Origin of the sequence: Bradyrhizobium sp. (assembly GCF_036735945.1) — a bacterium.
Lineage (GTDB): Bacteria > Pseudomonadota > Alphaproteobacteria > Rhizobiales > Xanthobacteraceae > Bradyrhizobium.
Window position 1 is genome coordinate 1 of record NZ_DAINNI010000135.1, and the last position, 12,915, is coordinate 12,915.

11 protein-coding genes are annotated in these 12,915 nt (G+C 64.8%); 7 read left to right on the plus strand and 4 right to left on the minus strand.

Annotated features, from left to right (window positions below):
• The first annotated feature begins 434 nt into the window (after window positions 1-434).
• Entirely contained in the window at window positions 435-1,214 is a 780-nt protein-coding gene (gene hisN, locus V7E26_RS25900) for a histidinol-phosphatase (protein ID WP_324421773.1), read from the plus strand.
• Between the two features lie 171 nt (window positions 1,215-1,385).
• Entirely contained in the window at window positions 1,386-2,354 is a 969-nt protein-coding gene (locus tag V7E26_RS25905; protein WP_324421775.1) for a Bug family tripartite tricarboxylate transporter substrate binding protein, read from the plus strand.
• A 9-nt stretch (window positions 2,355-2,363) separates the two neighbouring features.
• On the opposite strand, the gene V7E26_RS25910 is transcribed toward V7E26_RS25905, so the two are convergent.
• Window positions 2,364-3,257 carry a LysR substrate-binding domain-containing protein gene (locus tag V7E26_RS25910; RefSeq protein ID WP_324421777.1) on the minus strand — a complete coding sequence of 298 codons (894 nt, stop codon included), beginning with the start codon at window positions 3,255-3,257 and terminating at the stop codon, window positions 2,364-2,366.
• 137 nt (window positions 3,258-3,394) lie between these two features.
• Here V7E26_RS25910 and V7E26_RS25915 point away from each other — a divergent pair, with 137 nt between their 5' ends.
• Window positions 3,395-4,147 carry a sulfite exporter TauE/SafE family protein gene (locus V7E26_RS25915; RefSeq protein WP_324421779.1) on the plus strand — a complete coding sequence of 251 codons (753 nt, stop codon included), beginning with the start codon at window positions 3,395-3,397 and terminating at the stop codon, window positions 4,145-4,147.
• Window positions 4,148-4,153: 6 nt separating this feature from the next.
• On the opposite strand, the gene V7E26_RS25920 is transcribed toward V7E26_RS25915, so the two are convergent.
• Window positions 4,154-4,798, minus strand: coding sequence for a LysE family translocator (locus V7E26_RS25920; protein WP_324421781.1), 645 nt, complete (start codon window positions 4,796-4,798; stop codon window positions 4,154-4,156).
• A gap of 178 nt (window positions 4,799-4,976) precedes the next feature.
• Here V7E26_RS25920 and V7E26_RS25925 point away from each other — a divergent pair, with 178 nt between their 5' ends.
• Both V7E26_RS25925 and V7E26_RS25930 read left to right on the plus strand, forming a co-directional pair.
• Entirely contained in the window at window positions 4,977-6,782 is a 1,806-nt protein-coding gene (locus tag V7E26_RS25925; RefSeq protein ID WP_324421783.1) for a tetratricopeptide repeat protein, read from the plus strand.
• 152 nt (window positions 6,783-6,934) lie between these two features.
• Window positions 6,935-7,609 (plus strand): hypothetical protein, encoded by a 675-nt coding sequence (locus V7E26_RS25930; protein WP_442893482.1) that lies wholly within the window; start codon window positions 6,935-6,937, stop codon window positions 7,607-7,609.
• 32 nt (window positions 7,610-7,641) lie between these two features.
• On the opposite strand, the gene V7E26_RS25935 is transcribed toward V7E26_RS25930, so the two are convergent.
• Window positions 7,642-8,589, minus strand: coding sequence for an alpha/beta hydrolase (locus V7E26_RS25935; protein WP_324421785.1), 948 nt, complete (start codon window positions 8,587-8,589; stop codon window positions 7,642-7,644).
• Between the two features lie 234 nt (window positions 8,590-8,823).
• Between V7E26_RS25935 and V7E26_RS25940 the strand changes: the two genes are divergently transcribed.
• A complete protein-coding gene (locus V7E26_RS25940) occupies window positions 8,824-9,291 on the plus strand; it encodes an Hsp20 family protein (protein ID WP_324421787.1) in 468 nt (155 codons plus the stop codon).
• Window positions 9,292-9,399: 108 nt separating this feature from the next.
• Here V7E26_RS25940 and V7E26_RS25945 read toward each other — a convergent pair whose 3' ends face one another.
• A complete protein-coding gene (locus V7E26_RS25945; protein ID WP_324421789.1) occupies window positions 9,400-10,146 on the minus strand; it encodes a hypothetical protein in 747 nt (248 codons plus the stop codon).
• Window positions 10,147-10,627: 481 nt separating this feature from the next.
• On the opposite strand from V7E26_RS25945, the gene V7E26_RS25950 reads away from it, so the two are divergent.
• A partial coding sequence (locus tag V7E26_RS25950) for a glutamate synthase central domain-containing protein (protein WP_324421790.1) occupies window positions 10,628-12,915 on the plus strand: 2,288 nt, incomplete at its 3' end.

Here is a 12,915-nt window from a genome sequence, read left to right on the forward strand (position 1 = left end):
GAATGAACAAGCGGCCCAAGTCTAGGGAGGAAACGCCCAAGGAGGGCAGCGATAGCGCGAGGCGCTACCGCACCGCAACAATATGCGGCCGCGCTGCACAAAACGCAAGTATTTTCGCGCTTGTTCCGGAGCAATGTGGAACAGGCTGGCGAATCGGCCACACCACCCGGTCACGTCGATTAATGTAGTTATGTCAGATATTTAACTACGGACGCGAAACAGCCCCCGGCTCCGCGCAGCTCTGGTATGCCAAAGAATCGCAACTTCGTGATGGCCGAGCTAACCAAAAATCCACGCCTAAGCGAAGCTATCTCGAAAGCCGATTCGAAAGCTGGCGCGCAGTGCGGATGAGAATAAACGTGCCGTCGCCGGTGCACGGCGGCCCGGATTGAGCTAGGCAAGAGGCCGCATTCTTTGTCGGGTAAGGGACAGCCGTGACGGTCATCGATTTCACAGCGTTTATCGGACGGCTTGCGACGGCTTCGGGCGAAACCATCCTGCCGTTCTTCCGGACCTCGCTCTCCATCGACAACAAGAGTGCCAGCGATTTCGATCCGGTCACCGAGGCTGACCGCGCCGCCGAAGCGGTGATGCGCCGCCTGATCAAGGCCAACTTCCCCCAGCACGGCATCGTCGGCGAGGAGTTCGGCAACGAGCGCGAGGACGCCGATTACGTCTGGGTGCTCGATCCGATCGACGGCACCAAATCCTTCATCGCGGGCTTTCCGATCTGGGGCACGCTGATCGCGCTCTTGCACAAGGGCACGCCGGTGTTCGGCATGATGCACCAGCCCTATATCGGCGAGCGCTTCTCGGGCGATTCCGGCTCGGCGCATTATTCGGGTCCGTCCGGCGAGCGGCGGCTGACGGTGCGCCGCTGCGCGTCGCTGAAGGACGCAACCTCCTACACCACCAGCCCGCTGTTGATGAACGCCGCCGACCGCGAGATCTTCGGCCGGGTCGAGAACGCCGTGAAGCTGTCGCGCTATGGTGGCGACTGCTATTCCTACTGCATGCTGGCGGCCGGCCATCTCGACCTCGTGGTCGAGACCGAGCTCAAGCCGTACGACATCGCGGCCCTGATCCCGATCGTCACCGGCGCCGGCGGCGTCGTCACCAACTGGGAGGGCAACCCCGCCCAGAGCGGCGGCCGCATCGTTGCAGCCGGCGACCCGCGCGTACACGAGGCCACCCTGAAGCTGCTGAACAGCTAGCACCACAGCCGCACGGCATCAGATGGATGCGTTGATCATCGTCGACATGCAGGTCGGGCTCCTGCTTTGAACGGCCCGGCGCCGTTGCAACCGACAAGACCTTGCATCGCGCATTTCATCGCGTACGATGGCCCTCAACGCGCACAACAGATGCGCCGTTGGGGAGTATTCATGAGACTGCTGAGCGCGCTGCTGGCCGGACTGACGCTGTTTTTGTTACCGGCTTCGGCCTCTGCGCAGGAATTCCCCGCCAAACCGATCAAGCTCATCGTGCCATTCCCGGCCGGCGGCCCCAACGACATCATCGCGCGGGTGATCGGCCAGCGCATGTCCGAGATCACAAAGCAGCCGGTCCTGATCGACAACCGCGGCGGCCAGGGCGGCGTGCTCGGCACCGACGCGGTGGCGAAGGCGGCCCCCGACGGTTACACCATCGCGATCTCGAGCGCGGGCGCGCTCGCGATCAGCCCGAGCATGGAGAAGGTCGCCTACGACACCCTGAAGGATCTGGCGCCGATCACGCTGGTTGCCACCGTGCCCGAGATGCTGGTGGTCGCGACCAACGTGCCCGCGAAGGACATGAAGGAACTGATCGCGCTGGCGAAGGCACAGCCGGGAAAACTGAACTTCGCCTCGTCCGGCCCCGGCAGCCTGCCGCATCTGGCCGGCGAACTGTTCAAGCTGACGGCCGGCATCGACATCATCCACGTGCCCTACCGCGGCGCCGCGCCGGCGGTGAACGATCTGCTCGGCCAGCAGGTGCAGATGGCCTTCCTCGACCTGCCGGTGCTGCTGCCGCACATCAAGGCGGGCTCGCTGCGCCCGATCGCGCTCGGCGCCCCGAAGCGCGCCGCCACGTCGCCCGACGTGCCGACGACGGCGGAAGTCGGCATGCCCGACATTCTGATCGAAAACTGGTACGGCATGATCGCGCCCGGCGGGACGCCCGAGCCGCTCGTCGTCGCGCTGAACCGTCTCGCCAACGAGGCGATGAACGATTCGCAGGTGAAGCAGAAGCTCGAGGAACAGGGACTGACGGTCGCCGGCAATACGCCGGAGCAATTTCGCAGCTATATGGGCTCCGAGACGCAGAAATGGGCGCGCGTCATCAAGGCCGCCGGCCTCGCCATCAGCAAGTGATGCCTGCCGTCAACGCGGCGCCGACTTGCGCAGATGCTCGGCCAATTGCTGCGCGGGCCGGGGCAGCGACTTGAAACTGCGGGCGCAGATCACGAGCCGGCGGTTGGCCCAGGAATCCCTCAATCTTATCACATTGATCTTTGTCGATCGCGCGCAGCGCTTTGCGGCAACCTCCGGCATCACGCCGATCCCGATGCCGGCGGCGACCATCTGGCCGATCGCGTCAAAACTGTTCAGCCGCGCGCGAAAGCGCAGACGCGCGCCAAGACGCGCCGCGTGTCCGCTCATATGGGCGTGCAGCGCGAGCGAGCTGATCAGTCCGACGAAATCGCGCTTCACCACCTCGCTGAAGTCGACCTGTCGCCGGTTCGCCAGTTCGTCGCCCCGCGCGGCAACCAGCACCAGGCGATCTTCGCTGAACGGCATCCGCTCGATATTGTCCGCAAGCGCATGTTCGGCGGCGAGCCCAAGATCAGCGGAACCGGTGACGATGGCGCGCGCGATTTCCGCGCTTTCACGCTCCTCGACGTCGATCGAAATCTGGGGATGGGCGGCGAGAAAGGCCGCCAGCGCTTTCGGCAGATATTCCGAAAGGCCCGACGTGTTGGCGAGGAAGCGAACGGTGGCCTTGGTACCATGGGCGAACGCGGCGAGGTCGCCGCGCATGGCCTCGACATTGTGGAGCACGACCCTGGCGTGATCGAGCAGGCTTTCACCGGCCGGCGTCAATTCCACGCCGCGACGGCCACGCGTCAGCAGCGTCACGCCAAGCGCTTCCTCCAGCCCCTTGATCCGCTCGCTCGCCGACGCCAGCGCGAGATGGACGCGCTGGGCGCCGTTGGTGATGCTGCGGGTCTCGGCGACCGCGATGAAGAGCTGAAGATCGACCAGATCGAAGCGCATGAGCCTCCCATCCCTCATATGCGCTCCTCAGGACGAGGCCCTTCGCGCATCAGCACCTTCCAGACTTCGTCCACTCCGAAGGCTGGCTCCGTAACCTCCAGATTGTGCCCGATCCGCCGTTGGGTCAATGTCCCGCCATGTTCGATTCCCTGCTCATCCTCATAGGCACGGCCTTCCTGCTCGCCGGATTCGTCAAGGGCGTGATCGGGCTCGGGCTGCCGACGGTATCGATGGGCCTGCTCGCGGTGACCATGGCGCCCGGCCAGGCGATCGCGATCGTGATCGTGCCGGCGATCGTCACCAATATCTGGCAGACCTTCGGTGGCCCGTATCTGCGCGACATCATGCGGCGGCTGTGGCCGCTGATGCTCGGCACCGTCGTCGGCATCTGGCTGAACGCGGGACTGTTGACCGGCCCCTATGCGCCCTACGGCACGGTCGTGCTCGGCGTACTGCTGGTGATCTACGCGATCCTGGGCCTCAGCAAGCTCAGCTTCAAGGTCGCACGGCGCAACGAGAAGTGGATCGGCGGCATCGTCGGGTTGCTGACCGGCATGGTGTCGGCCGCCACCGGCGTGCAGGTGATCCCGTCGATGCCTTATCTGCAGGCAATCGGCATGGAGAAGGACGAACTGGTCCAGGCGCTCGGCGTGTTCTTCACGGTGGCAACCGTCGCGCTTGCCTTCAGCCTCACCACCACGGGCCTGCTGACGGCGGCCACCGCGCTGCCTGGCGCGGTGGCAATGGTAGCGTCGTTCGCCGGCATGTTCATCGGCCAGGCGGTGCGAAACCGGATGCAGCCGGACGTGTTTCGCCGCTGGTTCCTGATCGCCATGATCTTTCTCGGGCTCTATCTCGCCGCCACCGCGGTCCTGAAGATCCACGGCTGACGCGCGTCAGCGCGCCTCCAGCAGAGCAACGCGGATGCCGAGATAGACAAACAGCCCGCCGAGCGCGCGATTGACCGCGGTGACCGCACCGGCCGACCGCCGGATGCGGCCGGCCGCCCTGGCTGCGAAGGCGGCAAGGCAAAAGCACCACAACGTGCCGCCGGTGATGAAGATCAGGCCGAGCGCCAGGAAGGCGAGCGTCTTGTGGGCGGAATCCGCCGCCACGAACTGCGGCAGGAACGCCAGGAAGAACAGCGCCACCTTGGGATTGAGCACGTTGGTCAGGGCGCCCTGCCAGAATACGCGGCCAAGCGATGTCTCGCTGCCCGCCGAAACGGCCTCGGCCAGCGGACGCGACCGCGACAGCAGCATCTGGACGCCGGTGAACACCAGATAGGCGGCGCCGACCCATTTCAGGACGGTAAAGGCGGCCGATGACGCCATCAGCAGCGCCGACAGGCCGATGGCGGCGCCGAACACGTGAACCAGGCAGCCGACGCTGATCCCGGTCACCGCCGCCGCCCCGCCACGCCAGCCGAGCTGGATGCTCCGCCCGATTATGTAGGCGGTGTCCGGCCCCGGGGTGATGTTGAGCAGCAGGCCGGAGAGGACGAACAGCCATAGTTCGTGAATGCCGAGCGCTTCTGCCATCGTAGACGGGTTCCCTTGCACCTCAGACCCATTGGCGCGCATGCCAATCTGTATGGATTGCAATACTATCATGGGAAAATCGGCCTTTTGCGCATATTTTATAAACATTGGAATCAGTCGGCCGACCGCGTAGTGGTAATGCCGCGCATTCCGGCGCCGTTGGGGATATATAGGGGACATGGAAAGACGCCTGGCAGCCATCGTCTGCGCTGACGTCGCCGGCTATTCCCGCATGATGGGGGCCGACGAGGCGGGAACGCACGCCACGTTCAAGGCCCATCGCACCGCGATCTATCCGATCATCCTCAATCACGGCGGCCGCCTGGTGAAGAACACCGGCGACGGCTTTCTGCTGGAGTTTCCCTCCATCGTGGGGGCGATCGAGGCCGCCGTCGCGATGCAGATGGTGATGGACGAGCGAAACGAGCACCTGCCGTCCGACCGCATCATGCAGTTCCGCATGGGCATCCACATGGGCGACGTGATGTTCGACGAGGACGAGGTGTTCGGCGACGACGTCAACATCGCCGTACGCCTCGAATCGGTCGCCGCCCCCGGCGGCGTGGCGGTTTCGGGCAAGGCCCGCCACGAGGCCGGCAAGCGTCTCAGCGTGACCCTGGTCGATGCCGGTCCGCACCGCTTCAAGAATATCGATGATTCAATCCATGTCTGGAGCTGGCAGCCGCAGGGCACGGACGCCGTTGCGCTGGTCCGCAAGGAGACATCGGCCTCCAGCCTGCCCGCGCAGTATCGCACCGCGATCGTGGGCGTACTCCCGTTCGCGAATTTGAGCGAAAGCGCGGACGAATATTTTTCCGACGGGCTGACCGAGGACCTGATCCACGCGCTTTCCCTGCAATCGTTCTACCGGGTGCTGAGCCGGCCCTCGACGTTCGCGTTCAAGGGCAAGAATATCAGCACGCGCGTGATCGCGCGCGAGATCGACGCCACCTACCTGATCCAGGGTTCGGTGCGCCGTTCGTCCAACAAGATCCGTGTCACGGCCGAACTGATCGCGCCCGAAACCGGCGAGCAATTGTGGACCGGCCGGTTCGACCGCGACATCGGCGACCTGTTCGCGATGCAGGACGAACTCACCACCAGCCTGTCGGCGGCGATCGCAGCGGAAATCTACCGCGCGGAGGCCTCCGCACCGCCACGCTCTTCGTCGAACGACATCACCGCCTGGGATCGCTTCCTCAAGGGACTGTCCTACTACTACCTGCACAGCAAGTCGGACTACGAAACCGCGATCAGCCTGTTCAAGGAAGCCATCGCGCTCGATCCGACGCTGTCGATCGCGCGCGCCTATCTCGCCACCATCCAGATCCAGGCCATCCAGTTCGGCTGGATCAAGAGCACGCGCGAAGCCTGGGACTCCGCGATGACCCTCGCCGAGAGCAGCGTGCGCCTCGACCCCCGCTCATCCTTTGCGTTTCAGATTCTGGCCTATCTGCACGCCGCTGAAGGACATTTCGAGGCGGCGATGGATGCCGCAAAGCGCGCGGTCACGCTCAATCCGTATGACATGGGCGCCCGCGGCGTGCTTGGCGTGTGCCATCTGGTTATCGGCGAACACCGCCAGGCCATCGAACTGTTCACGATGGCGGCGCAGCAGGGCAACAACGACCCTCGATATCAGTGGGCCGCCGTGAACGCCTTCAGCCATTACCTGCTCGGGCAATACGACGCTTCGCTGTCGTGGGCGCGCGAAGAGCTCTACGTCAATCCCAATCATCTCCAGGCGCTGGCGATACGGGCGGCCGCGCTCGCGCAATTGGGACGAACCGCGGAAGCGGCCAACGCGGCCGAGGTGCTGCTGAACAACTATCCGCACCTGACGGTCGAGCGTTACTTGCGGAATTTTCACTGGAAGATGCCGGTCGACGTCGCGCATTACCATGACGGGCTCGTGAAGGCCGGCATCCCCTTCAACCGGCTGACCCTCGTCGAAACCGCTCCGAAGCTTGCCGCGGATTCCTGAGATGTGTGAGGCGGTCGGTTGACACGGCGCCGGATTCCACCAAGACTCGCCCACACCCTGAAGTAGCGCCGCCGAATTCACTTTTCAAAACCGTCATCTGCTCCATGTCGGGACGGATCATTTTTCTATTTGCGCCTCTGAGGATTTGAACCATGTCGGATCGTCCTGTTGCCACGTCGCTGGGCACTGCGCTCGCCGGGCAGTTTCCGGTTTCACCCAACAATCCCTGTCCATTCCTGCGCGCACTCGTCGCCAACGGCTATGTCGGCGGCCATGTCGTGCCGCTGTCGCAGCTCGCCGAAACGATCGGAGCTGCCAGCGGCGAAACCGGATCGGCGCAGACCAGGGTGCGCATCGCAACCCGGGTGATCGCCGGCATCGCCAACGGCCTCGGGCCGGCGAGCGTGATCAGGAGCGCGACCTCAGGCGCCGTGCTCGACGAACTGCGCGACGGCCCGCTCGACAAGCATGGCGGCGGCTCGCGCATTCTCGATGCCGAGGCAAAGGTTCACGACGAGCAGATCGAACGGCTCGCCAGCTTCGGCAAGGACTGCAAGGATCCTTCAGGCGGCATCGAGACCGGGCTGACGGCGAAGGAGATCGAGGCCTTCATGGCGGCCAACATCAAGCGCGATGGCGATGCGGCGCGCTGGTATTTTCCGATCCTGATGAAGGGCGAATGGCCGGTGCTATTGAAAATCCTCGGCAAGGGCGAAGGCGAGACGCGCTATCTCAGCGTCGCCGAGGTCAGGACGCTGTTCGTCGAGCGACGATTTCCCGAGCGCATCACCGCGCGGCTGCCGAAGCCGGCTGCTCCCAGAATGTGAGCGCGCGTGGCGGCACAAGGTGACGCAACGCGTCACTTGAACAACGGCGTGCCCGGCACGAAGGCGTCGAACGCCGCCCAGAATTGCGAGCGGTAGCGGTCCTGCTCCTGCAGGATTTCGTGCTTGGAGCCGGCGATGACGAGATGCGAGCCGGCGCGCAGATGATAGGCGAATTCCTCGATCGCGGCGGTGGACACGATCGTGTCGTTGCTGGCGGCCAGCATCAGGATCGGCTGACGTATTTCCGACGGGTAGTGCATCCCGCGAAACGTATTCATCGCCCGGAACGCGGTGTCGGCCCAGGCCACCGTCGGTGAGCCGAGGCCAAGTGTCGGGTCTTCCTCCAGGATCGCGGCGTTGCGCGCGTAGCGGACGGGATCGCTGGTGAAGGGGTTGTTGATGAAGGATTCCGTGCCGGTCAACTTGTCGCTGCCGCCGGGCACGTAGCGGCCGCCCTGCCCCAGCAGCCGCATGCCCCGAAGCAGCAGTCGCGTCGGCAATGCCGTCGTGCGTCCCGGCAGATCGATCATCGGCGCCGACAGCACCATGCGGTCGAACCAGCGCTTTCCGGCATGCGCGAGCCGCAGCATGACGGCGCCGCCCATCGAATGCGCCAGCGCGAAAAAGGGCGGCGGACAATCCGGCAGCACCACCTGCTGCACGAAGGTTTCGACGTCGACCTCGAAATCGGAGAAGTCGCGGACATAGCCCTTGCGCGGGTCGCGCAGGCGGCGCGAGGAATGGCCCTGGCCGCGCCAGTCGATCATCGCCACCGCGAAGCCGCGGTCACGCAGGTCGCGCACCGTCTCGAAATATTTCTCGATCGTTTCGCTGCGCCCGGCGAACACGCAGACCGTGCCCTTGCGCCCGGCCGGCGGCGCCCAGCGCGCGAACCGCAATTCCGCGCCGTCGGGCGTCTTGATGGTGCCCGAGACGACGTCCTCCGGAACCGGGTTGGCGGGGATCGAGACGAGCGTCATAACGGCAACCGGCTAGGTGAAAAAGGCTGGAAATCAAGGCGGGGAGCGCAAAAAAGCGGCCTGCTTCGCCCCTCTTGAACGCCGATTCACCCCTCCCATATCATTTCTGTGCAGGCCGCTACCAGTGTTTCGGAATCAGAGCGCAAGCTCCCGAAAGCTGAGGCTGCACGAAGATCAGGCCCGGCCCGATGGCGGGCGGGTAACCGAAACAGTCGCTCAATGGAGGACTACCCCATGCGCACCTACGATCTCACCCCGTTTTATCGTTCCACCGTCGGCTTCGACCGCTTCTTCAACCTGCTCGATCAGGCGACCTCGGACGGCAGCCCCGGTTATCCCCCCTACAACATCGAGCGCACCGGTGAGAACGCCTACCGCATCAGCGTTGCGGTATCCGGCTTCTCGCAAGGCGAGCTTTCGATCGTCGCGAAGGAAAACACGCTGACGATCAAGGGCGAGAAGATTGCCAACGAGAACGGCCAGGAAAAATCCGAAGTGCTCTACCGCGGCATCGCCGCCCGCGCCTTCGAGCGCGCCTTCCAGCTTGCCGATTTTGTGCAGGTGAAGAACGCCTCGCTCGAGAACGGCCTGCTCCACGTCGATCTCGTCCGCGAGATTCCCGAGGCCAAGAAGCCGCGCAGCATCCCGATCAACTCCGGCGCGAAGGCCCCGCAGGTGGTCGACGCTTCCGTCGCCGCGTAACGCCGCGAAGTTTTCAGCAGATATTGGCTGAATGCGAAAACGCCCCGGGAAACCGGGGCGTTTTTGTTGGTGGCCCGCAGGAAGCAAAGCGCAATCCGGATTACGCGTTTACTCCAGCCCCTGCGCTTTCGGCATGTCCTGGGTCGGCGCGATCTGCGGCGCCGGCTTGGCCGGGACGGTGCCCGTCTCCGTCGGCGCCGCCGCGGCCTGCACCTCGGCCGGCTTCGGCGCGGGCGCGGCCGCCTGCGCTACCGGAGCCGCCGGCCCGGGCCTGGCCGCGATCGGGCTGGCCTTGGGCATCGGCACCGTTCGGCTCGCCACCTGCGCAGCCGGCTTCGACGGCCGCGGCGCGGCCTCGACATGGACCGGACCTTGGCTCGGCGCATGGGCTTGCGGCTGCGGAACCGCGGAAGGGCGACCGAGGGCGCCCTGTTCTTCGTAATAATTGTCGCCCATCCGGTCCGACGGGACGAAGCGGATGATGCGGCCGTTGCGTGCGTCGATCACGAGCCGTCCGTCCTCGCCGCCGCGGTCGATCACCGCGATCGTGTAGACGAAGCCGCGCAGCCGCGGGATGCCGAGCGGTGAGAAGCCGTTGTCGCGCAGCACGGAATAGACTTCGGTCGAAGGCAGCAGGCCGGGTCCGGGCGCGTATCCATATTGCGGCCCGGGTGCGTAACGTGGGCGGAGGCCGTATTCCGGTCCGGAAATGACGGGCGGCGCCACATACGGGGCCTCGACATCCGATACCGCCCTGTATGGCGAGCGACCGGCCTCATGCCCGGACACCTGAGCCTGCGCGCTGCCCGCCAGAACGACCAGTCCCGCCGCCAAACATCCCGTGAACAATTTCATTACTGAAAGCTCCTGTAAGCCCCGCAGCCGCCGGGCCCGGACGGGAGCGTTCGGCTCTCTCGTCTGGCGGCCCGCAGCGAATTTCGTTACGAAATCCGGCAGTCCTTGGGCCGGATCGGGGCACGCCGCTTCCGCAAGGGTGCTGCTGGAGCCTTTTCCCCGGCTGGGCGCAGCGAATCCGCATGCGGGCGAGGACTTTCACGCGCTTGTGTGGTAAAGAAAAATTTGGCATGGTCGAAGTTAGGACAGCATCACTGTCTCAATTGCGGCGCTTTCCCGGCACAGGGATTGCAACGAAACCGTGGCGCCTCGAGTGCCAGGGCAGTGCAGGCAAGGCCGTTCCTCAGGGACGTTGAACGGGAAAGCCTGAATTTAAGAAATTGCGGCTCGCGGCGGACGAGCGGTGGCCCGGTGGGTGCCGCAAGCGTCCAAGGTGCGCCGACGATGCGGTGAGGCCCTTAGCCTTTTTGAGAGGAATGCAATGAGCGGGTCGGAATTCGAGCGCGAAAACATCGTGGCAGAAACCCTGTCGGCGACCGCGGCTTCGAAACCGGCCGACACTCCGCTTGAAGGTTCCTGGCGCGAACATGACTGGCGTCCGCCGGCCGAGGGCCTTTACGACCTCGGCCTGGAGAAGGATTCCTGCGGCGTCGGCTTCATCGCCAACATCAAGGGCAGGAAGTCCCACCAGATCGTCTCCGACGCGCTGAACATCCTCTGCAACCTCGAACATCGCGGCGCGGTCGGCGCCGATCCGCGCGCCGGCGACGGCGCCGGCATTCTGGTGCAAATCCCGCACGCCTTCTTCGCCCGCAAGGCCGCCGAGATCGGTTTCCAACTGCCGGAGCCGGGCCAATACGCGATCGGCGCGCTGTTCATGCCGAAGGAAACGGCGTGGCGAAAGGTGATCCAGAGCATCATCGCCGAACAGATCAGGGAAGAAGGCCTCCTGCTGCTCGGCTGGCGCGACGTGCCGTCCGACAACGCCTCGCTCGGCGTCACCGTGAAGCCGACCGAACCCTACCACATGCAGGTGTTCATCGACCGCAACGGCACGGCGAAGACCGACGAGGAGTTCGAGCGCCGGCTCTACATCCTGCGCAAGTCGATCTCGCAGGCGATCTATCAGCGCCGCGAACGCGGGCTCGCCGGCTATTATCCGGTCTCGCTGTCGTGCCGCACCGTGATCTACAAGGGCATGTTCCTCGCCGACCAGCTCGGCAAGTATTATCCCGACCTGCACGAGAAGGACTTCGAGAGCGCGCTGGCGCTGGTGCATCAGCGCTTCTCGACCAACACCTTCCCGACATGGTCGCTGGCGCATCCGTACCGGATGATCGCCCACAACGGCGAAATCAACACGTTGCGCGGCAACGTCAACTGGATGGCGGCGCGCCAGGCTTCCGTGCATTCGGAACTCTACGGCAAGGACATCAGCCGCCTGTGGCCGATCTCCTATGAAGGCCAGAGCGACACCGCCTGCTTCGACAACGCGCTCGAATTCCTGGTGCAGGGCGGCTACTCGCTGCCGCACGCGGTCATGATGATGATTCCGGAAGCGTGGGCCGGCAATCCCTTGATGGATGAGCAGCGCCGCGCGTTCTACGAGTATCACGCCGCGCTGATGGAGCCGTGGGACGGCCCCGCCGCGATCGCCTTCACCGACGGCCGCCAGATCGGCGCGACGCTCGACCGCAACGGGCTGCGGCCGGCGCGCTATCTTGTCACCAAAGACGACCGCATCGTGATGGCGTCCGAAATGGGCGTCCTGAAGATCCCCGAGGACCAGATCGTCACCAAGTGGCGGCTGCAGCCCGGCAAGATGCTGCTGGTCGACCTCGAACAGGGGCGGCTGATTCCGGACGACGAGATCAAGGCCGATCTGGCCAAGAGCCACCCCTACAGCGACTGGCTGCATCGCACCCAGCTCGTGCTGGAGGAATTGCCTGGTGCGCCGGTCAAGGGCATGCGCTCGAACCTGCCGCTGCTCGACCGGCAGCAGGCGTTCGGCTACAGCCAGGAAGACATCAGCATCCTGATGACGCCGATGGCGGCGACCGGCGAGGAAGCCGCCGGCTCGATGGGCAACGACACGCCGATCTCGGCGCTGTCGGACCGGCCCAAGGCGCTCTTCACCTACTTCAAGCAGAACTTTGCGCAGGTCACCAACCCGCCGATCGATCCGATCCGCGAGGAGCTGGTGATGAGCCTTGTCTCGATCATCGGGCCGCGGCCGAACCTGTTCGACCTGCAGGGCATGGCTTCGACCAAGCGGCTCGAAGTGCGTCAGCCGATCCTGACCGACGCGGACCTCGAAAAGATCCGCTCGATCTCCGACGTTGCCGACACCCATTTCAAGTCGCGCACCCTCGACACCACCTTCCATGCCGGCTTCGGCGCGGCCGGAATGGAGCAGGTGCTCGACGAACTCTGCGCGCGCGCCGAAGGCGCGGTGCGCGAAGGCGTCAACATCATCATCCTGTCCGACCGCATGGCCGGCACCGACCGGATTCCGATCCCCTCGCTGCTCGCCTGCGCCGCTGTGCATCATCACCTGATCCGCACGGGATTGCGCACCTCGGTCGGCATCGTCGTCGAATCGGGCGAACCGCGCGAAGTGCATCATTTCGCCTGTCTCGCCGGTTATGGCGCGGAAGCGATCAATCCGTATCTGGCGTTCGAAACCATCATCGCGATGAAGGAGCGCCTGCCCGGCGCGCTCGACGACTATGAGATCGTCAAGCGCTACATCAAGTCGATCGGCAAGGG